At 39.7% G+C, this 24450-nt stretch carries 23 protein-coding genes; 13 read left to right on the top strand and 10 right to left on the bottom strand.

What is annotated here, in order from left to right:
• Window positions 1-125 precede the first annotated feature (125 nt).
• A complete protein-coding gene (locus tag H5182_RS16565; RefSeq protein ID WP_182735560.1) occupies window positions 126-1295 on the bottom strand; it encodes an FAD-dependent oxidoreductase in 1170 nt (389 codons plus the stop codon).
• A gap of 253 nt (window positions 1296-1548) precedes the next feature.
• Between H5182_RS16565 and miaB the strand changes: the two genes are divergently transcribed.
• The 6 genes from miaB to H5182_RS16595 all read left to right on the top strand — a co-directional run bounded on the left by miaB (window position 1549) and on the right by H5182_RS16595 (window position 8342).
• Complete coding sequence (miaB, locus tag H5182_RS16570; RefSeq protein ID WP_145240625.1) at window positions 1549-2994, top strand: tRNA (N6-isopentenyl adenosine(37)-C2)-methylthiotransferase MiaB; 1446 nt, start codon at window positions 1549-1551, stop codon at window positions 2992-2994.
• Window positions 2995-3044: 50 nt separating this feature from the next.
• On the top strand, window positions 3045-4106 hold the full coding sequence (locus H5182_RS16575; RefSeq protein WP_182760342.1) for a PhoH family protein: 1062 nt from the start codon (window positions 3045-3047) through the stop codon (window positions 4104-4106).
• Window positions 4107-4110: 4 nt separating this feature from the next.
• Window positions 4111-4569, top strand: a complete 459-nt coding sequence (gene ybeY, locus H5182_RS16580) for an rRNA maturation RNase YbeY (protein ID WP_145240621.1) — start codon at window positions 4111-4113, stop codon at window positions 4567-4569.
• Between the two features lie 22 nt (window positions 4570-4591).
• Window positions 4592-5473: a CNNM family magnesium/cobalt transport protein CorC gene (corC, locus tag H5182_RS16585; RefSeq protein WP_149980717.1), complete on the top strand. Its 882-nt coding sequence runs from the start codon at window positions 4592-4594 to the stop codon at window positions 5471-5473.
• Complete coding sequence (gene lnt / locus H5182_RS16590; protein ID WP_145240604.1) at window positions 5454-7034, top strand: apolipoprotein N-acyltransferase; 1581 nt, start codon at window positions 5454-5456, stop codon at window positions 7032-7034. The genes corC and lnt overlap by 20 nt, the downstream gene beginning before the upstream one ends.
• A gap of 81 nt (window positions 7035-7115) precedes the next feature.
• On the top strand, window positions 7116-8342 hold the full coding sequence (locus tag H5182_RS16595; RefSeq protein ID WP_182732194.1) for a hypothetical protein: 1227 nt from the start codon (window positions 7116-7118) through the stop codon (window positions 8340-8342).
• A gap of 85 nt (window positions 8343-8427) precedes the next feature.
• On the opposite strand, the gene H5182_RS16600 is transcribed toward H5182_RS16595, so the two are convergent.
• The gene (locus H5182_RS16600; protein WP_182760343.1) at window positions 8428-9414 is read right to left on the bottom strand and encodes an RDD family protein; all 987 of its coding nucleotides are present in this window, start codon (window positions 9412-9414) and stop codon (window positions 8428-8430) included.
• 51 nt (window positions 9415-9465) lie between these two features.
• The gene (locus H5182_RS16605; protein WP_145240598.1) at window positions 9466-10182 is read right to left on the bottom strand and encodes an enoyl-CoA hydratase/isomerase family protein; all 717 of its coding nucleotides are present in this window, start codon (window positions 10180-10182) and stop codon (window positions 9466-9468) included.
• A gap of 227 nt (window positions 10183-10409) precedes the next feature.
• Between H5182_RS16605 and H5182_RS16610 the strand changes: the two genes are divergently transcribed.
• From H5182_RS16610 to H5182_RS16625, 4 genes are all read left to right on the top strand, one after another.
• Window positions 10410-10994, top strand: coding sequence for a hypothetical protein (locus tag H5182_RS16610; protein WP_145240596.1), 585 nt, complete (start codon window positions 10410-10412; stop codon window positions 10992-10994).
• Window positions 10995-11020: 26 nt separating this feature from the next.
• Window positions 11021-11764, top strand: coding sequence for a hypothetical protein (locus H5182_RS16615; protein ID WP_259397362.1), 744 nt, complete (start codon window positions 11021-11023; stop codon window positions 11762-11764).
• Window positions 11761-12432: a hypothetical protein gene (locus H5182_RS16620; RefSeq protein WP_145240594.1), complete on the top strand. Its 672-nt coding sequence runs from the start codon at window positions 11761-11763 to the stop codon at window positions 12430-12432. Before H5182_RS16615 ends, H5182_RS16620 begins: the two co-directional genes overlap by 4 nt.
• A gap of 111 nt (window positions 12433-12543) precedes the next feature.
• Window positions 12544-13197 (top strand): NAD-dependent epimerase/dehydratase family protein, encoded by a 654-nt coding sequence (locus H5182_RS16625; protein WP_182760344.1) that lies wholly within the window; start codon window positions 12544-12546, stop codon window positions 13195-13197.
• A 132-nt stretch (window positions 13198-13329) separates the two neighbouring features.
• Here H5182_RS16625 and H5182_RS16630 read toward each other — a convergent pair whose 3' ends face one another.
• Together H5182_RS16630 and H5182_RS16635 are read right to left on the bottom strand one after the other, a co-directional pair.
• Entirely contained in the window at window positions 13330-16572 is a 3243-nt protein-coding gene (locus H5182_RS16630; RefSeq protein ID WP_404936221.1) for a PDZ domain-containing protein, read from the bottom strand.
• 174 nt (window positions 16573-16746) lie between these two features.
• Window positions 16747-17484: a hypothetical protein gene (locus H5182_RS16635; protein ID WP_145240588.1), complete on the bottom strand. Its 738-nt coding sequence runs from the start codon at window positions 17482-17484 to the stop codon at window positions 16747-16749.
• An 87-nt stretch (window positions 17485-17571) separates the two neighbouring features.
• Here H5182_RS16635 and H5182_RS16640 point away from each other — a divergent pair, with 87 nt between their 5' ends.
• Window positions 17572-18084: a CIA30 family protein gene (locus H5182_RS16640; RefSeq protein ID WP_182760346.1), complete on the top strand. Its 513-nt coding sequence runs from the start codon at window positions 17572-17574 to the stop codon at window positions 18082-18084.
• Between the two features lie 103 nt (window positions 18085-18187).
• Here the strand turns inward: H5182_RS16640 and H5182_RS16645 are convergent, their stop codons facing one another.
• From H5182_RS16645 to H5182_RS16655, 3 genes are all read right to left on the bottom strand, one after another.
• Complete coding sequence (locus tag H5182_RS16645) at window positions 18188-18646, bottom strand: hypothetical protein (protein WP_182760347.1); 459 nt, start codon at window positions 18644-18646, stop codon at window positions 18188-18190.
• 224 nt (window positions 18647-18870) lie between these two features.
• Window positions 18871-20367 carry a carotenoid oxygenase family protein gene (locus tag H5182_RS16650; RefSeq protein ID WP_182760348.1) on the bottom strand — a complete coding sequence of 499 codons (1497 nt, stop codon included), beginning with the start codon at window positions 20365-20367 and terminating at the stop codon, window positions 18871-18873.
• Between the two features lie 10 nt (window positions 20368-20377).
• Window positions 20378-20791 carry a DUF2141 domain-containing protein gene (locus H5182_RS16655; RefSeq protein WP_145240580.1) on the bottom strand — a complete coding sequence of 138 codons (414 nt, stop codon included), beginning with the start codon at window positions 20789-20791 and terminating at the stop codon, window positions 20378-20380.
• Between the two features lie 235 nt (window positions 20792-21026).
• On the opposite strand from H5182_RS16655, the gene H5182_RS16660 reads away from it, so the two are divergent.
• Window positions 21027-22190: a sensor histidine kinase gene (locus H5182_RS16660; protein ID WP_182760349.1), complete on the top strand. Its 1164-nt coding sequence runs from the start codon at window positions 21027-21029 to the stop codon at window positions 22188-22190.
• Window positions 22187-22816: a response regulator transcription factor gene (locus H5182_RS16665; protein ID WP_182760350.1), complete on the top strand. Its 630-nt coding sequence runs from the start codon at window positions 22187-22189 to the stop codon at window positions 22814-22816. Before H5182_RS16660 ends, H5182_RS16665 begins: the two co-directional genes overlap by 4 nt.
• A gap of 165 nt (window positions 22817-22981) precedes the next feature.
• Here the strand turns inward: H5182_RS16665 and H5182_RS16670 are convergent, their stop codons facing one another.
• Together H5182_RS16670 and H5182_RS16675 are read right to left on the bottom strand one after the other, a co-directional pair.
• Window positions 22982-23704, bottom strand: a complete 723-nt coding sequence (locus tag H5182_RS16670; protein ID WP_259398325.1) for a DUF6445 family protein — start codon at window positions 23702-23704, stop codon at window positions 22982-22984.
• Entirely contained in the window at window positions 23697-24443 is a 747-nt protein-coding gene (locus H5182_RS16675; protein ID WP_145240574.1) for a SapC family protein, read from the bottom strand. The genes H5182_RS16670 and H5182_RS16675 overlap by 8 nt, the downstream gene beginning before the upstream one ends.
• Between the last annotated feature and the right edge of the window lie 7 nt (window positions 24444-24450).

Below are 24450 nucleotides of genomic sequence, written 5' to 3' on the forward strand. Positions count from 1 at the left end.
TTTTATCAAAAAATTATATGAGTGAGCTTTCGCCCACCCTAGCCATTCTATTAATACCAATTACATTAAATTAGTTAGCTATTTAATTCGCTATGATAATCATATTTTTAATAAAATGAGAATTCTTAACTGATTTCACCGCTAATCGCATATTTTAATACCCAATGCTTTACCGGTCCGGTTTTATTTGCCATTTTCAAAAACTGACTGCGTGCCCACTGCAATGGAGTTAGTTGATTAGAAAAACCAAAATAACAAGCGTCCATCATACTCATCATTAACAAATTTGCTTTGCGTCTAGTTTGCTCATATTGTTTAAGATATTGTGCAGCACCTATATCGTCTGCATTTTTTAATATATCAGCAAGCGCTACGACATCTTGAAAACCTAAGTTAACCCCTTGCCCAGCGAGCGGATTAATCGTATGCGCTGCATCACCAACCAACACGATACGGCCATCTGAATAGCTGTTGGCATGTTGGCGGGCTAACGGAAAAACAGCATGCTCTATGATATCAAAGTCCCCAGCTAAGGGCGGGAAATGTGCAAGCAGTTGCTGTTTTAATTCGCTTGCTGAGAGTTGCTGCCATTGCTTTAACTGCTTTGCATCGTGGTAACAAATTAAATTGGCGTATGGCGCCTGCATAGGTAAAAAAGCTACCGGACCTGTGGGCTTAAACTGCTGCCATGTTTTTACTTGTTGCGCAGCGTCTAGTTTTATTAATACTCCCATACAATGCTGGCCATATTGCCAACCCGTAACACCAATACCTGCCTGTTGACGTAATAACGATTGCCCACCATCTGCAGCAACAACTAAATCAGCTGTATATTGCTGCTCACCATAATGCAATGTCACTTGCTGTTCGCTTTGCTCAATTGCGGACAATGATTGAGGTGTTTCAATCACTTCGATATTGTGCTGTGCAAACTGTTGCCAGATACTCGCTTGAATTAAATTATTTTCAATTAAGTGGCCTAAATGAGTGGTATTAATATCGTGACAATCAAACAAAAGGTTATCGCCCGTTCGTTCAAACGCTTCGAGCTGTTGATATGGGGCATGTCGATGCACTCGTAAAATAGGCATAGCGCCTAAGTCATCTAATAAGTTTTCTGAAAAACGATTGATAGCAGATACACGAATATCAACTTTTTCACTTGCCAATACAGCATCAGCATCAATTATCTGCTGCTCAATCACTGTTACTTGGCATCCTTGTTTAGCGAGTTTAACTGCTGTGGCTGCACCAACCATGCCGCCGCCAACAACAATAACCTTGTTTTTCATCATTTTTAGTCACTAATTTGGTTATTTTCAGTGCGCTTGATTGTATCGTACTTCTGTTTACAAGTGCGAGTGAGTTTCATCTTAATCAACCATAAAACGCACTTTGTTTGACTTCAATTCACAAACATAAAAACTATACTTGGATCTAGACGGGTATCCAGCTAAAATACGCGTCCTTTAAGTAAGCGAAAGTGCCGCTTATCCTGTTTAGCGCACAACCGTGCCACTACCGAATTGAAAACGAGGCTATATTTCAATGAGTAAAAAGCTGCATATTAAAACCTGGGGTTGTCAGATGAATGAATACGACTCTCAGAAAATGGCTGATCTTCTCGATGCAACCAACGGCTACCAGTTAACTGATGAAGCTGGGGATGCAGATGTTATCCTACTCAATACCTGTTCAATTCGCGAAAAAGCGCAGGAAAAAGTATTCCATCAACTAGGCCGTTGGAAATTACTCAAAGATGACAAACCCGATCTGATCATCGGTGTTGGTGGCTGTGTTGCGTCACAAGAGGGCGATTCAATTCGCCAACGCGCACCATTTGTTGACGTTATTTTTGGCCCTCAAACATTGCACCGTTTACCTGAAATGATCAAACAAGTGCAAGGTAACAAAGGCAGCTCTGTGGTTGATATTTCATTCCCAGAGATTGAAAAGTTTGACCGTTTACCAGAGCCAAAAGCAGACGGTCCTTCTGCATTTGTATCTATTATGGAAGGGTGCTCTAAATACTGTACCTTCTGCGTAGTACCTTACACGCGCGGTGAAGAAGTCAGCCGCCCGCTTGATGATGTATTATTAGAAATTGCTCAACTTGCAGAGCAAAATGTTCGTGAAGTAAACCTACTAGGTCAAAACGTAAATGCTTATCGCGGCGAAACTCACGATGGTGAAATTTGTTACTTCTCAGATTTAATTCGTTATGTTGCAGCTATCGACGGGATTGACCGTATTCGCTACACCACGTCGCACCCGGTAGAGTTTACACCAGACATCATTGACGCTTATGCCGACGTACCTGAATTAGTCGATCACTTACATTTACCTGTACAAAGCGGTTCGGATCGTATTCTTAATTTAATGAAACGTGGTCACACTGCTATTGAGTACAAATCAACGATTCGTAAATTACGTAAAATTCGCCCTAATTTAAGTATGTCGTCAGATTTTATTATTGGTTTCCCAGGTGAAAGCGCCGCTGACTTTGAAGCGACGATGAACCTTATCAATGATATTGGTTTTGATATGAGCTTTAGCTTTATCTACAGCGCACGCCCGGGTACGCCAGCGGCTGATTTGCCTGATGATGTCAGCGAGCAAGAAAAGAAAGAGCGTTTATACCTACTACAAAACCGTATTACTCAAATGGCGCAACAGATCAGTCGTCAAATGTTTGATACTGAACAACGCATCCTAGTTGAAGGTCCATCCAAGAAAAATCCGATGGAGCTACGTGGCCGTACTGAAAACAACCGCGTAGTAAACTTTATTGGCCCACACACAGTGATCGGTCAGTTTGTTGATGTACGTATAACTGAGGCACTGCCAAACTCTTTACGCGGTGACTTAATTCGTACAGAATCCCAAATGAACTTACGCCGTGCGGTTGCTCCTGCTGATATTTTAAGTAAAGCAGCACAACCAGAGCCGCAAGCCACCCCTGATGAATTAGGTGTTGCAACTTTCGTTCCTTAGGCGAAACTTACTGTGCCAGCCTCGCTGGCACATCAAAACAGGAAGCAATTTTGAGTAATCAATTAAAAAAATTAGAGATTTATTTAGAACCCTCCGACAACAAACGTCTTTCATCTTTATGTGGCCCGTTTGACGAAAACATCAAACACATTGAACGCCGCTTAGGTGTTGAAATTACTCATCGCGATAACTATTTTAAAATCACCGGTAAAACCACCAGCGCGTTTGCAGCGATGGAAATCCTCAAAGACTTATATGTCGAAACTCAGCCAGTACGCGGTCTTATTACTGAAATTGAAGCAAATACCGTACATTTAGCCATTAGTGAGTCAAATGCATTAGAGCAAGATGAGCTAAACGAATATGGCAAAGAGGTGATGATCAAAACTCGTCGTGGCGTAATAAAACCACGTAACGACAATCAAGGTCATTATGTATCGAATATATTTCGTCACGATATCACCTTTGGTATAGGGCCTGCTGGCACAGGTAAAACCTACCTAGCTGTCGCCGCAGCAGTTGATGCTTTAGAGCGTCAAGAAATACGGCGTATTTTATTGACCCGCCCTGCTGTTGAAGCCGGTGAAAAACTGGGTTTTTTACCAGGTGATTTAAGTCAGAAAATCGACCCATACCTGCGCCCATTGTACGATGCCTTATTTGAAATGCTCGGCTTTGAAAAAGTCGAAAAGCTGATGGAACAAAATGTCATTGAAGTCGCTCCACTTGCCTTTATGCGTGGTCGCACACTTAACGATGCCTTTATTATTTTAGATGAAAGCCAAAATACCACGGTTGAACAAATGAAAATGTTCTTAACCCGAATTGGTTTTAATTCAAAAGCAGTGATCACTGGCGACATTACCCAAGTAGATTTACCCCGTGGTGCGCGCTCAGGGCTTCGTCACGCCATTGAAGTACTTAGCGATGTAGACGAAATAAGCTTTAACTTCTTCCAATCACAGGACGTGGTACGCCACCCTGTCGTGGCACGTATTGTTGAAGCCTACGAACGTAACGATGAAGCAGAACGACTCAAACGCGCGGAAAAACAACGTGCTAAAGACTTGCTCGCAAACCAAGAGCAAGCGCAACCTTCGACTAAAGAGTGATGCCGTGAACACTGAACTTGATTTACAAATAGCCTGCGAGTTTGATAACTTGCCTAGTCTTGAGCAGTTTGCGCTGTGGGCTAATAAAGTGCTTAGTCAATACCGTGATGAATCAGAGCTGAGTATTGTTATTGCTGATGAAGAGCAAAGCCAACAACTCAATAATGACTACCGTGGTAAAGATAAACCAACCAATGTGTTGTCGTTTGAATTTGAAGCGCCAGCAGGTATAGAGCTACCTTTGGTGGGTGATTTAGTTATTTGCCCAGCCATAGTGTTAGCTGAATCAATAGAGCAAGAAAAGTCATTTCATGACCATTTTGCCCATATGGTGATCCACGGATGCTTGCATTTACTTGGATTTGACCATATAAAGGATGAAGATGCGACAGAAATGGAAAGCATTGAAAAGCAATTGCTTGCCGAATTAGGCATAGCAGACCCATATCGGGACGATATTTAAATTTACGGAGCAAGTAGACGCAATGAGCGACGATAACTCGCAGACTAGCCAGGGTTCTTCTGGCAAGACCTGGTTGGGTAGAATTACCCAAATGTTGCAAGGGGAACCCCAGAATAGAGAAGAGCTGGCTGAAGTAATTGCCGATGCGCAAGTTCGGGATGTCATTGATCCTGAAACCAAAGAGATGATCGAAGGTGTGCTCGGTGTGTCAGAGTTAAAAGTGCGAGATATTATGATCCCGCGCTCACAAATGATCACGCTCGAAGTGGAAGCGCCACTAGAAGAACTCATTCCAATGATGGTCGATTCAACGCATTCACGTTTTCCAGTGGTGTGTGAAGATAAAGACCACATTGAAGGCATTTTACTAGCAAAAGATCTATTACCACTGATCCTCAATAAAGATGATCTACTGCCATCATTACGTGATTATTTACGCCCAGCCGTTGTTGTGCCTGAAAGTAAGCGTGTTGATACGCTACTTAATGAGTTTCGCCAACAGCGTTACCATATGGCGTTAGTAATTGATGAATACGGCGGTGTATCTGGTTTAGTAACCATAGAAGATATTCTTGAGCTCATCGTCGGTGAAATTGAAGATGAACACGACGAAGAAGAGCAACTAGATATTCGTCAACTTGCAAAGCATGTGTTTGTTGTTCAAGCACTTACTCCTGTTGATGATTTTAACGAATATTTTAAAACTGGCTACAGCACGCAAGACGCTGATACCATCGGTGGTACTGTTTTACACGCCTTTGGGCATATGCCTGGCCGTGGTGAAATAATTGATATAGATGGCTTACAATTTAAAGTAACCAATGCCGATAATCGTCGATTATTGCAATTACAGGTTACAGTGCCAAAGGCTGATGATAACGACAGTGAAGACACTTCTGACTAACTGCCTGCATTTAGCAAAAGATAAAAAAGCATGGCTCGCACTGGTTGCGGGCCTCTTTTTAACCTTGTGTTATGCCCCTTTTGAGATTTGGCCCCTCACGTTCGCCTGTTTAGCATTAGCGATATACAGTACCCACACACATAATTCTGGGCAGCAATATGGCAAACTAGCCAGTAAACGCGCCGCCAAATATGGTTTTATATTTGGCCTCGGTTGGTTTGGCGCAGGTATCAGTTGGGTGCATGTCTCCATTGCCACCTTCGGCGGTATGCCACTGGTAGCCTCAGTGTTACTGATGGTGCTGTTATGTGCTTATTTAGCTATCTACCCGGCTTTAGCCTTTATGTTTGCCACACGCTTTGCCAGCGGCCCTAGTAGCTACGGTTTATTATTACTCTCAGGCTTTGCTGTCACCGAATACTTACGCGGTGTGGTACTCACCGGCTTCCCTTGGCTAAGCTTTGGTTATACTCAAACCGATAGCCCACTTAACTTTTTAGCGCCGCTGATCGGTGAATTTGGCTTAACGTTAGTGTGCATAGCCATCGCATTTGCACTCTATAGGCTTATTATTGCAAAAGACTTTAAACTAACGATAGCAACCGCAGCTATCATCGCTGTTATCAGCGGTATGGGTGTTGTTAGCCGCAGCAATCAATACAGCGAAACAACCATTAGTGCTTTATTAGTGCAAGGTAATATCAAACAAAGCCTGCGTTTTGAGCCTAGTGAGTTTTGGACCACTATGAGTAAATATCAAGACATGACTCGCCCCCACTGGGATGCAGACTTGATCGTCTGGCCCGAGGCAGCTATTCCTGAAATTGAAGCCCTTGCCGACAGCTTTTTGGCCGGCCTCGATAGTGCAGCGTCATTTAACAACACCGCACTTATCACCGGTATTGTTGATTACCAACTCGACACCAAAACTATTTTTAACACCCTTATTGTACTTGGCAATAAAGAGCACAGCGACGAGCACGGTCATTATCAATACTTAGGTAAAAATCGTTATCAAAAACATCAATTACTACCCATTGGTGAGTTTGTGCCATTCGAAGATATATTGCGCCCAATCGCGCCATTATTTGACCTACCCATGTCATCGTTCACTCGCGGCGACCAAGTTCAAAATAACTTACGTGCTAATGGCTTAAATATATTACCGGCCATTTGCTACGAAATCGCTTTTGCTGATTTAGTGCGTGGTAATTACCACAATGATTCGGATATTTTATTTACTGTAAGTAATGATGCCTGGTTTGGTGCCTCCCACGGTCCCCACCAGCACATGCAAATAGCCCGTATGCGTGCCCTTGAATTACAACGCCCGCTTATTCGTGTGACCAACAATGGCATCAGCGGCGTATACGACCCAATCAGTCAAATTCAAGTCCGCATGCCACAATTTAAAGCCGACACCCTTAAAGTTAATATCAAGCTAATCCAAGGCGACAGCATCTATAGTCAATACGGTAACTTGCCTGTGTGGTTATTTATTTTTAGCATTACAATCGCAGCATTAATCGTAAAATTTAAATATAAAGATAATCACCGTTAAATATATTCACTAAAAAGTAATCACACAATTGATATATTTCATCTACATCAATTGTCGTAAACATAATAACAAGGAAGTTGTATGTTGTTAATTAACACCCAATGCAAACAATCAATTACACAGCACATGGTCAGAATCAGGCATTTTATTCTGTTCGTATTGATGCTTATTATCCCCTCCTTGGGTTTAGCCGCTCAATATGAAGTCAGTTCAAAGAATGAGTTACAAGCTCAATATCAATTATTACTAGAGTTAAAAGCTGAAAATGCTGTTTCAGAGAATGTGTATACTGAAAAATCTACTTTTTTACATCAACAAGCGCAAACGAACTTTCATTTTGACTTAGACAGTGGAACATACACCTCCGACATACCGATTGGTAATGCCCATCAAATTAGCAAACAACCTTCACCAATATCTGACACCGAGCAGCGTATTGATAGTTTCACCACCGCGCTATATGCTATTTCAGCTTTGTTATTATTGGCCTTAATTGGCAAAGTGATGTCACATTTCCCACCATTACTCAACGAACTTTTGATTTACGGCGCGTCTATTTTTTCACTCATTTTTTTACATTACGAATATTGGTTACTGGTTGCAGGATTCTCTTTAGGCAGCGTTATTAGCTATTCAGTGCTAAGTCGTATTAGTGACGAAAAAGAAGAAATTAAATGGGTAGGATGGCCCTTAGCAATTACATTTGCTGCGCTAACCTTAATATTTGATAACAGCATATTTGGGTTTTGCAGTGTATTAGCTTTGTTATCAACTTTTGGTTTTATGATATTAGTTGCTCCAGGCAGAGTAACCGTCGGCAGCCAAGATGAACGCGTTGCACAATCTGTTTATTTAACGGCGCTTAGTTTTACGTTAACTCTATTAGCTTGGTTAGTATTTTATACCGATTGGTTCGCACCTTTACTCGAATTAAGACAGCCTCTGCAATCTTTTGAACTTGGTATGCTCACCTTACTGCCACTTGCTTATTTTTCAGGGATCTCCCAACTTAGCTTTTTCTTATTGAAAGAAAAACCTTGGCTACGTTTTAGCGCTGAGCTTATCGGTTTAATTAGTGAAATAGCGGTAGTCACAATTGCGCTGTTATATAAACTTGATACCATGTTTTGGATAGCCGCATTATTTTTGATGTGGAACTTCTTGGACAAGTTTTATCGTCTGATTTATAAACATGTTAGCTATGTTTCAGCGTGTACACTATTCGCGCTGTTTTTTGCCGGTATTAGCGCACTCATAAAATCAAATATCGATGTTATTATGCCTTATTTAGAGTTTTTAGGACTGTGAACCTCCCTAAATGCCCTATTTTTCATAAATAGGGCATTTTCTGTATATTAATCCTTTCTATAAAACTTGCTTAGAGTCTAACTATCTATTTAACAATCGCTTTAACTGTCTCTTCAGTTATTAGCTGATTTATACTGCCTTTAATAACCACAGTTGCTGATATTTTATCTTGAATGGCTTGGCGGTTCGGATCCCAATAAACTTGTAAAAAACCTAGTAAACCAGTTGCAAACCCTGCGCCGTAGCCGCCGTATCGGCCAAACGCATCCCATAAACTTAAATCTTCGCCACTAAGTGCGACAACTCGGATATTGCATAGTTTTTTACCCGGTGTTTGGCCACGCCACAAAAGCGAAAATAAAGTGAAGTACACCGCGGCCCAACCAAAGCCAAGACCTAAATCTTGAATGATTCCTTTGCCCCACTGTAAAATACTATTCACAGGTGCAGCTTTAACCGGTGCGTCTTCAGGTTCAGCCGTCTGCTCATCAGCTTCAACCATTACTTTCAATAACAACCGGGCAACCTGAGCATTATCAAACTCATCTATTTCAGCCAGTTGTGGCACTTGAGCAACTAAATTGGCAAGTGCATTGCTTTGACAAGTCTGATTGCAATTTTGACTTTGTGCTGTTTGCGTTAAATAAGTATTTATCTGTTGTTTTTCCTCTGCATTTAATGGTGTTTCTCGTTTAATTCTTATCCCTTGAATCGCAGTATCATCCTCAAAAAAATCGATTGCGATTGAAAGCACTGAGAGTGAACTTATAAATAATATACTAGTAGCTGTTATTTTTAATACTCTTCGCCAAACAGTCGACATTGTTGGTAAGTATTTTTGCGCTGTGCCTTTATAAAAAGCCATTGCAGCTACAAATGCGATTACAGCAGCACTGATCTTAGCCGCGAGAAAAATTAGCGCTACATCGATTACCATCGCGAGCGCGCGGCGAGTCGGTGAAGCAAGTGGTAGTCCCAATAACGCTTGATCTATTTTAAATGCATAGGGCGTAATAACTTCCTTAGTTTCAGCAGCTGTTAATGCTAATTGTTCTATTTGTTTCGCTTTCATTTACGCCTTTATCCTTAAAATTAAATAAGCATCTTTATTTAGATTGTTATTTCAAACCATCAAGGCTAGATTATCTATAAATGGTTTATTTTCTTCATCTATCACACGAATTATTTCTTTGTGTAAACGTTTTTTGTGCTCAGCAAAAATGGCGCGCTTTTTATCAAATGCAGCGGCAAACGCCATTGCGTCCGCTAATAGGCTATCTTGGTCTGTTGAGGCTTTTTCTATAACGTGATCAATTGCAAGCTCTGATCCAGAAACGCGACGCCCTGTCAGTTTCATTTCGTTAAAGCGATAGTAAGGGATCGCTTTTTTCACAAAGGCGATCATGCCAGGTAAAAATGGGATTGATAAATCCACTTCAGGGAAGCAAAAAAAGCCGCGATCGCCGCGCATAAATCTAAAGTCACACGCGCACGCTAAAATTGCACCGTTACCAAAAGCATGACCATTAATGGCAGCGATCACTGGCATAGGAAAAAGCAGTAAGGTTTTAAATACATCGTCCATGTCGTACATAAAACCACGTATTTCATCGGCCTTTTTTGCTTGCATAGCAGGTAACAACCAATCAGTATCAATGCCTAAACTCCAACACTTATCATCATTTGAGGTGATGACTAGCGCTTTGTGGTTTTGGTTTTCAACAACCTCTGCTAACGCTTGTTTTAGTTGATGTGCAAAATGTGGATTTTGGCGGTTTTCGCCGTTTGTTAAGGTTAACACCGCAACGTTATGTTGAGTGGTTAAGGAGATGATACTCATAAAGTCCCTCTTCAATTTTATAGTTTTTTAAAAAGATTATTGCTCGTTTAAACGCAGACCGATGTTTAGTTTATCTGTTTAATTACAAACCATTGAGCCTGTAATAAACCAGTTTAAATTCATCACCTTTCATTTCATTTACATTGTGTCACATATTAGCAATTTATATATTTCAGTCTTATTGCATATTAGATACTATCTATATACTAATAATAATTAAAATACTTATGAAAAAGTTAACAATTGTATTGCTCTTACTTCTATTGTTATCAGGCTGCGCGAATTCGGCTAAAAATGATCTCGCAATATTAAAGAATCACACGGTATGTTGTATTAACTTAAACGATATTACATTCGTAGCGCAACAAACAAAGCAGTTTATTCATTTTGATTTGAAAAAGCAGCCTGTAAGACTTTTTGGCGATGCGAAAAGTCCATTTATTGCAATTGAAAAACCTAGCGATAGTCGTTTTGCCCAAGTTTTTAGCTACGCTAATGGCGTATTTATTCAAAATGCAACGCTTGTCTATCCTCAGTTATTGCTTTTGGATAAGTCAAAACAGATTATTCAACACCTCAAACCCTATGAAGCATGGCAAAATGGTTTACCAACAATCTTAGGTTTGGACGGTAAGCTGTACTACAAAACACAGTTTACTCTGCCAAGCGAGGCAAAATACCTAATTTTTTATACTGATAGCGGTTTGAATAATAAAAAAACTACGATCAACTGGCGTTCGCAAGTTGGAGGTAGCGAATATAGATACCTGACCCTCACCTCGTTCGCTAAAATCGGAATCAAATTACTTTAACTTAACACTCATTTTCAGGAATTATTATGAGATATATTTATACTATTTTTATCCTTATAACATTAAGTGGGTGTAACTCTTCACCCAATTACATGAATACTGCACAACTAAAATCAAACCATCAGATACTTGGGCTTGGTGGTTTTTATGTTGAAGAAGAGCTCAGTTATTTTGAACAACAGTTAGCAGATCATTATAAAACACCTATAAAAAAAGCACTTGAAGATCGCGGATTTCAAGTAGTCGATGCCAGCGAGGTTTATGATCTTTATTATCAGTTATTAGACAATGCTGATAATTTGTACGACCCTCTTACAGGTCAGGAAAATGAAAACCTACGTAATGAAATCTGGAAAAAAGCGCTTGCTAAAACAAAAGCTAAATTAGGTATAAGTGCGTTTGTATTTGCGGGCGTAGATACTGTTAGAGCAGAATTTACTAACAGTATTCTATTAGGACATGTGGCAAAATGGTATGGTCAGGAAGAGTCTTACCTTGAAGGCGGCGCTGATGGTGGAGATATATTTGTATCGTTATTTCAGAACGAAGAAGGTTATGTTCCTGGGAGCCGACTATATATCCGTATTAGAGATGAACACGATACACTGTTAACAACAGGTTCTGGGGGTATTGAATTAGTTGCACAATTTAACAGCGATGAAGAAATTATTGTTAAAGATGCTGATAAATTATTTAAAGATCCTACAAAATTAGACAACGCGTTACAATTTGCACTAAAGACAATTGACACTTGGAAAACAAAAAAATGATGAAGCTTTTTTTAATCATCATGACTTTACTAAATTTAGTCGGGTGTAAACTGATTCAATATAATAGCGATCCTGAAGTGAGGATTAGTGCAATCACATTAGTCAACGCACCTACCCATAGCGATCTTGCCTATATATGGTTGCCAACCTCCAATACCGGTAGCAAAGTATTATACCGAGAAGCATTTGACAATAACGTGGTCAACTTCTCAAAAAAATATAATTTAACTAACCTAAATCCGCAGGCACAAAGATTTTTTGATAGTTTTATTATGAAACAAGGCGGTGCTTTCAACACAAAAACAGGTAAACTTAACTTAGAACTAATACAAACAGCAATGCAATACACGTTTAATAACGTTAAAAGCGCATATCCAAATATTAATACTCTGTTAGTTATTCAGCCGCAAGAAACCTCAATAAAAGTTATTGATGGCACTGCTAATTGGAATGGTGTTGAGCAACATATCGTAACAATACCTCAAAAGTCAGTCGAATTTAGGCCGGTAATAAGCCTTGCCGTACAGTACTACATTCCTGATGGCAAAAATTATGACTTTGAAATTGGTCTAGATCTTCATGCCCCAGATTTAACCGATGACAGTAAATATGAACAAGTGATAAAACATATTTTATCCCCTATCGTCTTGTTAAAAAAAGAAATCTAATAGTTATCAGTCTAATAGTAAGCTATAACTTTAGCCACTATTAGACTTTTGATAAGTGATATTATAATCACCCCCAGTTCTCACAAATAAAATTAATACTTGAGGATACTTATGCTTAATAAAGTCGCTATTGTTGTCGGTGCAACTGGCTTAGTGGGCAGTCACTTAGTTGAAGAATTAATTGTGGCAACTCATATCAGTAAAGTTATCACCCTAACGCGTCGCCCTATTAGTTATAACAGTGACAAAGTCGTTAATCATGTAGTGGACTTTAACCATTTAGCTCAACACGCTGCGCTTTTTAAAGCGGATATATTATTTTCATGTTTAGGCACGACAAAAAAAGCAGCTGGCTCTATAGCCGCTCAGCGTAAGGTTGATTTTTATTATCAGTTAAAAGTCGCTGAACTTGCTGCAAAACACGAAGTACACCATTACTTGCTAGTATCCTCCAGTGGTGCAAATGCCAATAGTGGTAACGCATATTTACAAATGAAAGGTGAACTTGAAAATACTGTCAAAGAACTGCTATTTAAACGCATTAGTATTATTCAGCCATCGTTATTACTTGGCGAGCGTAATAACGAATTTCGTATTGGTGAAAAGCTTGGCAGTGTATTGTTACCAATTTTATGTATGCTGACTGGTTTAAGAAAGTATCGCCCTATCACGGGCAAACAAGTCGCCATAAAAATGTGTAATATCAGTAAACAATCAGGTGATGGTGTTGAATATTTTAGATTAGATGAACTATTTAACAGTTAAACTTCAGTACGTATCTTATACGTTCCTTTTCACCATAAATGGCGACCGACAAATTTAAATACGAACTTCAGCGCAAAAAGCTATAAAAAAGCCAGCAAATGCTGGCTCAGTTTTTAATACCTATTAACCTTACTACTTACCAAACTCTGTTGGAGCTGGCGGCACAATCAAGGTTTTTTTCGGGTTTGCCTTAAGCTCTTTTAACAGCTCTTGTACGGCACGCTCAATCGACGGATCTTGCCCAGCTTGAATAAGCTCTGGACGGTCAATCACTTCGATATCTGGGCTTACGCCTTCATTTTCGATGATCCAGTTACCGTCATTGTCGAGTATTCTAAAGGTGGCAGCAATAACTGAACCACCATCCACAAGCCCTGGGTTACCAGAGATACCTATTAACCCACCCCAAGTGCGAGTGCCAATTAGTTTACCTAAACCTGCTTGGCGGAAGTAATACGGTAGTGCGTCACCACCTGAACTTGAGTAGCCGTTGATCAGCATGGCTTTTGGTCCATCATGGGCAAACTGTGGTGTTTTAGTTGGCTCAACGCCACGACGCTTCCAGTAGTTAAGCGGTTTACGTGCCAGCCAAGTGATCATATGCTCAGGGATAAAACCACCGCCATTGTAGCGATCATCTATGATCATTGCTTCTTTGCTAGTTTGCGGTAAAAAGTTTTTAAATAACGAACGATTACCTTCGTAATGTGTGTTTGGCAAATGTACATAACCAATACGACCGTCGGATAGTTTATTTACATATTCAGCACGGCTATGCGTCCATTGTAAATAACGTAAGCCGGTTTCACTTGCGATTGGTTTAACTGTTACCTTCCAACTTTTTTTCAGGCTCGGGGATTTACTAAGCAATAACTCAACCGATTTACCTTGGGTGTTTTCAAGTAATTCATAAAAGTTAACCACATCTTTTACTGAACGACCATTTACCTCAACAATATAATCACCAACGCTTGCGTTAACGCCCGGCTCGTTGAGTGGTGAGCGGAAGTTCTCGTGCCAGTTTTCGCCTTTAAAGATATTTTCGATTTTTACAAAACCGGATTTATGCGCGCTAATTTCTACGCCTAATAAACCATGCTGTAAACGTGTTGCAGTTGGCATATCGCCAGAGTTGACATAAATATGCCCGGAGTTAATCTCGCCGGCAATTTCGCTTAGCACATAGTCAAGGTCGGCGCGATGTGCGATTGCATCAGCCATTGGTTGGTAGCGTTTTAAAATAGCATCCCAATCTTGGCCGTGATGATTTTCATCGTAGAACCAATCACGTAATGTCCGCCAGCCTTCACGATACATTTGCGCCCACTCTATTTGCGGGTCAATTTTTAGTATCATATTTTGCAAGTCTAACTGGGTGGCTTTTAAATCTTGCTCAGCGGCTGGCTTAATTACACTGTAATTATCACCTGAGCGAGCAATAATATGCTGCGCATTCGCTGATATTTTATAGCTATTAACCCCCTTCGCTACGGTGGCAATTTCGCCATCGACGGCAATAGGTATTAATTTCAGCTCACCCGCAGAGAGTGTTAATACGCCATCTTTTACAGCAGTTAAAGCACTGTAATTTCCGGCCGGGGCACTTAGAGCGACAACGCGGTCCATAAAACCGTCACTTTCAATATAAGTGCTTAGCGGTTTAGCTGACTTGTCATCGTCTTTATTCGCTTTCGAGTCAACAATACTTATTTCATCAGTCAGTGGCGTATTCAGCGGTTTGATTTTGCTATTGACAGCAACAGCATAAATTCGCGTGGCATTATTAAACATGTAGTCAAATTCATAACTACTAAAAGTTAAGTTAAAGTCGCGCTCTGAAGTAAAATACAATTGCTGACCATCAGGAGAAAACGCCGGATTTCGTTCACTGCTCATATCGTCGGTCAGACGTGTAACTTGTTTATCTTTTAAATTATAATGCCATAATGAGGCATAACGATTTTCGTTATTTTTAACAAATACAACATCTTCACTATTAGGTGACCAAATATACGTAGTTAAGCCGTCTTCTTCATACTTAGCGGTATCAATTTTATGCTGCTTGCCGGTTTTTATATCAAGCCACCATAAGGTGTGATTTAGATCTGCAAACAATAGCTTTTTATTGTCCGGAGACCAAACAGGGTCAAAACGCCAAATAGTGCCATTAGTTGTCAGTTGTTTAACCTTGTTGTTATTAGCTCGGTCTTGGATATAAATTTCGTACTCACCACTTTCATCACTCATATAGGCAATATAACGGCCATTTGGTGACCACGAAGCGGCAATTTCACGCCCTTTAGGCGTATGGCTTAAATTGCGTGTTGGGCCATTTTTAACGGGTACTGAGAACAGCTCTCCGCGGGCACTAAAAACCACGCGCTTACCATCATGGGATACATCCATCGAATCAATAAAGCCAGCCACATTTTTGCTATAAGGCATGGTATATTCACGATTTCCCTGTACGTTAATAGTCAGCTTTTCTTCACGCTGCGTTGCATCGTCAAAACGGTATAAATAACCACCATTCTCATACACTATGGCATCTGGGCCTGCCGATGGCCAAAGCACATCAAAATCCGTGTGATTGGTCACTTTTACTGGTGCTTTGCCGTCTTGATGCTTGTATAAGTTTAAGGTGTATGCTCTGTCTGAGACATAATAAATATTATCATGCACCCAAGTAGGCTGCTGATCTGTGGCTCTATCAGTAGTTAACTGCGTAGACTTGTTGTGCTCTAAATCATAGATCCATACATCTTGTGCACGCCCCCCTCGCGTGCGCTTCCAGGTACGAAACTCGCGATCAATTGGTGTATATACGTATTGCTTACCATCAGGCGATAACATGCCGCCACCCGTTTCAGGTATGGCCAATGGCTGCTCTAAGCCACCATCGGCAGGCACCATGTAAGGACGTCCCACACGCTTACCATAAGGTGTACGGTTTGCTCGAAACACTATATGTTTACCATCAGGCGTCCAATCAAGGACACGATAATCATAGCCACCACGAGGCGGCATCACACCAACATCGTTATAGTAAGTCAGTTGCTTTAGATCACTGCCATCGCGATTCATTACATATATTTGGCGGCTACCATTGTACTGTGCTGAAAAAGCGATTCTTTTCCCATCTGGAGAAAACTTAGGGAATGTTTCAAAACCAATGTGATCTGTTAAGCGCGTGCTTTTACCCGTTTTGATATTTGCTATATAAATATCACCGGCATAAACAAAAGTAACCGACTCTTTATGAATATCAGGAAAACGTAATAATCGCGTATCTTGAGTATCATAAGCCGCGGCTATGGGTGAGAATGTAGGCGCAACCGCAATCGCTATTGCGGTTAAAAAAGTACGTAATTTCAACTTAACCATCCTTATGTTGTTATTTTATATCATCATAACAACATAAAAATGGATTGCAGCTTTGTTCGGCGAATAACTGTAACAGAGTGTAAATAACCTGAACAATATTTATAATCAGTGTCTTAGTAATTCTCTTAATCAGAGGTCAGGTTAAATAATAATCATGAGTAATAGTTATAGTCCTCCGACTTTAGGTAGCTGCCTTTTATCAATCACTTTAAAAGTAGTTAAATCAACAAGCATTGAAAACACTTCAGCATTGTCTATAAACAACATAAACAAATTGCCTTGCTCATTAACAGCATGCTCAAGAATGCGGTCGAAGCCTGTGAGAACCTCGCTATAACCACTGCCATCAATTTTACTTAACGCAAAAGTGCTTTTATCTTCGTTGCTTAAAAGGCCGTCGTTATTTGTGTCGTTTTTAATAACATGATAGGCAATACCCGCCGCTTTTGACTGCGAATCAAATTCAGATAAATACAATGGAGAAATATCAGTGATCAACTGATCTGTCGTATCAAAAAGCCAATTTGCATAGTTTGTTTTACCATTGATAAACATCACATTTTTTGACCGTGTTGGCCTATGTTTATAATAAGAGGAACCACTAAAATTTTCTACAACTTGCCCTAACCCACGTTCGGTATCGGCTTCAACCGTTAACTTTTCAGACTCAAGCTCTATATAATAAAAGTCCGTTTCTCCTACTCTTCGCGGGTAGCCCAAACGCCACTTTTCTTCTTCGTTCTTGTCATCTGCTAAATTTAATGCCGGTGGCTCAACGTCGTTATCATTAAATACTGTTGTAACAAGTTGGACTGAAATTAACGCAGTAGCAATTAAAACCCCGACTAATAAAATAATTCCATTTAAGTTCCATACCCATTTAAAAAATTTATCTGAATTCATGCTTTCCCTATTTTAAAAAAAGTGATCAATTTATCTGAACATACGTATTATTGAACTTATCTATAACACAAAGCTTTGCGATAAAAAATGAAAACAAACCCTACAACTAGTTTGCCATTACTATCAGGTTCCGGCGATTTAATTCTGCACTGGCAAATAGTTAATGACTCAGTAATGGGCGGTTTATCGACCAGCCAAGCTTATGAGAAGGACAATAGCTTAATTTTTACAGGCAACGTTTCTCTTGAAAATAATGGAGGCTTTGCTTCAATACGCACAACAATAAACACTAATAAAGAAAACGCCAATCTCATATATTTACGGTTCAAAGGAGATGGTAAAACGTATCAACTTCGCTTAAGAACGAGTCAGTACCTAGATGGGCCAGCGTTTACTGCTTCGTTTGCAACATTAAAAGATCAATGGCAAGTCGTTACATTCTCACCAACTGACTTTAGTCTCACTTACCGTGGTAAAACCTTAGAGCAGCAACCAGAGTTAACGTTCAAAGATGTACAACAATTGGGCCTTATGATCGCCAAAAAGCAGCAAGGTAATTTTAAACTTAAATTAGCGCATATTAACTTTGAGCTTAAATAGCGTAAATTAAGCGGCTATATTGGAAATATTAAAATTATTTTTTAAAATCATATTCTTCGTTATCTCGCTTTTTAAGTTCTGTGATAACCATTTCTATCATCTGTTACTTTATTTCTGCGTGGTTGGACTTTAGCTCATTAAGTTGCTGAACTAATATATCAATTTGCTCTTGCTGTTGAGAATCTCGGTATTTTTTCGCACCAGTATGCTCAGGATCTATTTTTAAATTTTGCGCTTCGGTATTTTTTTCCAGCTGTATAAAGTTGCTATTGTGGCTTTCAAGCTTGAGATTTCGCTGAATTGGATCTTGTTTTAATTTATTAATTTGTTCTTGTAGCACGATGATCTTTTGAGCGAAATCTTCATACACTTTTTGTAAATTGTTATACTGTTCAGCAAAATTCACATCATCTTCGCTATACTCTTGCGCTTTAGCATCTAAAAACTCAGACAAAATATATTCAGGCTGTTCTGTTTGCGCTGCTTGTTCTTCAAGTCGTTTTTCGTATTTACTTTGAAACCCATGAGCTTCAGGAATAGTAATAACAGGTAAGATCTTCATATTTCATCCTTAAAACTATCCTGGTAATAATATCGGCACAAAATAATAAGACTTTAGCTTTCTTTTGCAAAAACATTACCCTTGGTTATTACCCAAAGGCTAGGAAGCTACTAATGGTTAAGCACCTAAGCGCCGGTATTAAACTCACTGGCAAAGGAGTTTTACCGTTAGATTCCAAGCAACAATTAAACACACTTGCTTTGCAAACTGTAAATTAGCTTTTGCTATACTATTGCTCCATGAAAACCCAGCGGTAAATGATAGGGTAATTGCATTGAAGCCAACGGCCCTTGACCTATTTTCTCCGCATCAAAAACAGCAACACCACTTTTAGCCGATCCATAATCCAACCACGTATTAATGATATAACCTTGCCCTTCTCTATTACTATTTGTTTTGGCTATAAATAAAGGCTCTTCAACATGGGCAGTATCACCAAAACTATAACTTTGACTTTGGCCTGATTGCGTGTTCAATCTTGTGATTGCATCAAACTCTTTATTTGGATTATTTTTGCTTATTCCTACGCCATACTGCAAAGCCGATGACTTAGCAGCGAAACGCTTATCAAATTGCAAAAATTCCATATATGGTTCAGCCCAGTTAATCGATACCTTGTTAGTAACAAGATTAAGCCTAAGCTGGGCTGCTTTAGCTGGTTCATGCGCAATACGATTTTGGTTATTGTCTATATTAGCCATTACATCAGTCATTACAGTTGCATCTGGATACAGACATAAGTTAACAACTAGTTCATTATTTTGTTGCCAACTATTTCCAAAATGAAAAACAAATCCAGCTTCAAGCTCCATCTGGTTAACTACTTGCAAACTATGCTTATCAACCACTAATACCCGACTGCCTAATTGTTTTTGCCATTTAAATCGTTCTATATAAGTTTCTCCCAGTTGCTGTAACATGGGCGGCAAATAAAATATTAAATACTGCTCTGTCACTGCAAAATCATGAATATAACTATGATGTGGCAGTGGTAAAAGTTTATAGCGTTTTATGCCTCCTTGCGCCGTCAGTTGATACACTACAATGCAAGGTTTACCTGTAAAAGAAATATCACCAAAGTTCCAAATCGTACCATCGCTATCAGCATGAGGATGAGCTGAAAAAGGAACCCCATTTAATTCAGACCCAAAATCAACCTGTCCTTTGGTTGCGAGTGTTTCTTGATCAAGGCGATACGGCGTACCCGCTTCCCACATAGCCCAAAGCTCACCGGCCATTGGTAACAATGCCGTATTTGCAGTATTGAATACTTGGGTATTTTTTGCCGGTTTTGCATTAGTAATTATTGAGCCTGCACCATTATATAGAAACCTTCCTGCTTTACTCTCTTCGACAAACTTCTGTGTTTGTGTAAATTTTCCTTGATGAGTGACACCGTGCTGTGAAAATTTAAATTGATTAACAAACCCATCGCCATCAAACCAATGGCTGTAACGCTGCCCTGCCCGCTCTTGCATACCCGGGCCATTGCGGAAAAATGTCATACCTTGTAACTGAACGGGTAGCTCACCTTGCCAAGGTTCAAAATGTGGATCAATATTATCCGTTACCCCTTGCCAACCTAAAAAAGAAGACTGTATAGCAGAAGAATGACTTGGCTGTGGCTTTGCATTTGCTCCAAATACCGCAGGGCATTGGCTAGCGATAATTGCGCATGTGCCTAAGTATGTTGATTTTTTTAAAAATTCACGACGTAACATAGCAATATCCTTAATCAATCGAAATTTGAATAGTGTGATCAACATCACCGACAGCAAAGCGTAATTTGTCAAAACTTGGCGGCCCCATTAAACGAGGATTATTACTAAAACCATATGGCTCATTAGGAATACCAATCATATTACGATTGAGCTTTTGATTATTATCTAAATCTTGGTAAGCCAAAATGGCGTAATCACCGGCGCTTAAATCGCTAAATGTTACTGTAGTCTGTAACTTAGTCACGGCCCCTTTATATGCTAGCGTGGCTTTATTTGACTCCATAGCAGAGACTGAGTCATAAAGCACCACATATATATCACCTTCAAGCTGTGTGATCCCCGCAATATCGACCGTTAATTCGGCAGCTTGTGCAGCTAAGCTACTGATTGCAAATGCACTGGTAAAAACTAATTTTTTAAACATAACAAGCTCTTTCTAATGTGGCTTAACACCTATTGCTAAGCTGATGTAGCTACTGTAGAAAAGTCCCACATATAATACAGGTGCCAAAAGTCATGTTTTTTGAAATTAGTTTGTTTATGTCTTAGTATTAAGCAAATTTATTAACATCGCGTTTAAAAACCCGCATACTGTTTTATTGCTATTTAAAGACAAGCTAACGTAAACTAAAGCACTTTGTTTTTTTGCTGGAAGCGAAATGCAGTCGCCCTCTTTATTGACACTAAAAAAACCTATTAACTGGCAACTAACATTAGCGGGCTTACTAGGCTGCGCCACAGTTATGGCGCTTACTTTAGTAACTAGTCAAGCCACATCGCTATTAAGCAGTTTTCTCGCTTATATGCTGTATATACTAAGCTTTTTAGTGATTACACTGACAAATGGTGTAAACCAAAATCCTCGCAGTTTAAGCTGTTTTATATTTTTACAAATACTGGCAACTTTAATATTAGGCTGGATATTACACACCCCATTAATTTATATTTTATTGGTGATTATAGCAGGGCAACTGCCTTTCATTTTTAGCTCGAGATACGCTTTAGTCCCGATGGTTGCTGCTCATAGCTCACTTGTGCTGGTGCTCTTTTTTAGTAAAGAAAATGCTATTTCTCTGTGGCATGAATTAACACTAAGTAGTGTCTACTTGGCTTTTGAGATTTTTTCGTTTGCCGCCAGTAAAGTTGCCGTCAAAGAAGCTGCAACAAATAAAGCATTAACACTGATGAATGCACACCTTGCTTCTACACGAAGTTTACTAACCGATAGTATTCGTCATGGTGAGCGCCTTGAGATTAGTCGTGACCTGCATGATATTTGTGGCCATCAACTTACCGCATTAATTTTAAATTTAGAGTTTGCCGCACAGCAAACAGCCAACTCAAAAGATGACTCTTCTCATGCGACATTGATCCAATCACGCGACTTAGCAAAAGCATTACTGAGTGAGATCCGCAACATGGTTCGCAGTATTCGTACCGACGGTGATATTGATATAAAAACAGCACTCAATGAAATTGCAGATCGGTTACCTGGTTACAATTTTGCTGTTAGCATCGACAATGCGCTGCAGATCCATTCCCATAAGCAAGCCGAATGTATATTAAGAGTGTGTCAAGAAGCAATTACCAATGCGATTAAGCATAGCCAATTTAAACACATTGAAGTGCGACTATCACAGACCAACAAAATGTTAGCCTTAGATATTATTAATCAGCAATCCCAACAAAGTGATTTGAATTTCGGCTGTGGTTTAAACTCAATCAAAGAGCGGGTAAGTGAATATCAAGGCTGTATGGAAATCAAGCAAACGCCAGAGCGTTTTTGCTTACATGTCACCCTCCCCCTTAAGGACACATTATGATCAGACTAGCCATTGTCGACGACCAAGCACTGATCCGCGAGGGGATCGCCAATTTACTCTCTTTAGCGGACGAATTTACCGTCTGTTGGCAACTCGACTCAGGCATCAAAGTATGCGAGCAGCTATCCTCTGATCCCATTGATGTACTATTAATGGATATTAGGATGCCTGGCGTCAATGGTATCGAAGCACTAACCCAACTTCGCAAACAGCATTTTGATTGCAAGGTAATTATCTTAACAACTTTTGATGATCCGCAGTTATTTGTCGATGCAATGCAAGCAGGAGCTAATGGATTCTTACTCAAGGATGTCGACACCGAAAAGCTTCATCATGCAGTCCATCGTGTGTACAACGGACAAACCTTAGCAGAGCCAGTGTTATTAAATCAGCTAAATGCAGCACAGCTGTCGACCTTTGGGGATAATGAAATTGAACCGCTGAGTGAACGCGAAACTGGTATTTTAAAACTGATCGCAGCTGGACTATCTAATAAAGAAATAGCTCAAGCCATTTTTTTAGCCGAAGGAACCGTTAAGAATCATGTATCAAGCTTACTGGCAAAGCTCAATACCCGCGATAGAACCCGCGCAGTACTTAAAGCATTGAGCGCGAAAATTATATGAATTATCTTACACAAGCTTTTTAAGTACATGTTTATTTTACAGTATTACCAATAAACAAACGATATAACTTATATTTCTACTTTAGATATAACATCTACAAACTCAGCCATTCAATCAAAATACTAAATCTGCGCTCAGGTTACTTTAGCTTCCTAGCCTTTGTTATTACCCAAAGGCTAGGAAGCTACTAATGGTTAAACGGCCTGTTGATGGATTACTAGATAGTCCTAAATCAGGATTAATATTACCAGAATGCAAGGCATTACTTGGATATACAATAAGCCTATTCGGTTTCGCCTCTAGTGAGGCTATTTGCTCAAACAATGTTGTATCACTGGAAATATAACTAGGACGTTCGTGGAGCCTTTGAGCAATGGCTTGCTGTTTGATCATTGCACGATACGGTGCGAGTCGCTGCTGTGTTATACGTTCAAAGCCAGATGCTTTATGCCGATACAAGGACGTTCCACCATATGCTTTTGCACATAAAAAATGCACAGCAGCAAGCTGGTTAACACTAGGAGTATCAAAGTGAGGCAACATTTGAATGGGCCTTAATTTTGTTACCGGTGTTGTGGCAATTGAAAACGCAGAAAAAACCACTTTCATGTCATTGCTATCGATAAAATTGAACGACGACTTTAAGATAGGGAGTAACTCTTTAAGTTGCTCACTATAGTTAGCCGGTGATGGTTTGCGAACCCCTGGGTATAAATCTCCATTAGATGCAGTAAATGCCGAGCTATGATTAACGTTTTTACAAGCACAGGCGATGAGTTCATTATAGTTTAAACTTAAATCATCAATCACTAAAACAGGTATGCGCTCATTACCAACAACTAAGCGTGTAACTTTCATTGCCGGGTTTAAAAAAGTAGCACTAGTCATGTACACTAACTAACTGCTGATTTTTACGTTCAATAAGTGGATACAGTTGACCCAATGAATTGATCATCGTGTAGATTGGTTTAAGCTGTTGGGCTTTATGTAAACGCCCTATTTGTTCAGGATCTAGTGCCACAACTTTCTCTTCACTTACCGTATATAGACCGTTTAAACGTGAACTTTGCTTATTGCAAAAGGTAACGTCAAGGGAAAGAGGCTGCACTAAATTAAGTGCTAACAATGTGTCGATCAGTGCTTTATTTTCTATTTCGCCTTGCAATAAATACCCTAAGCATTGTTTCATTTTAACAAAATAATCACTATCTTCACCGCTGTCAGTAAATAATACCTGGATGTCATTGACGTTATTTTGCGCTGAGTCGCGAACTATCGATGGGCTGTCTAAGTTTATACAAACCGCATAATCTCCCGCTTCTTCAGCTTGTATATCACCGACAAAAAATGGCTGCCTTTGTAACTGTAATGGTATGTAAACTCCTTGCCATTGACCGTCTTTCGAAAATAAATTTTCATGTTGCTCAAAACCTAATAATGCCGTTAAGGTAAATTCGCCTGTTTCACCACTCTTAGCAAGTACGATCGGATGTTGCACAGATACTTGGCTAAATTCAGCAACCACAACGGGAAGCATATTTTGCGTGGCACTGTGTTCTTGAGTTTTCGCGATATCAATTTTTAAATGTTTGTGAGCACTGTAATTAATTGCAACTAAATTAGTCATATTGTTC

Origin of the sequence: Pseudoalteromonas sp. SG44-17 (assembly GCF_014164235.1) — a bacterium.
Taxonomy (GTDB): domain Bacteria; phylum Pseudomonadota; class Gammaproteobacteria; order Enterobacterales; family Alteromonadaceae; genus Pseudoalteromonas; species Pseudoalteromonas rhizosphaerae.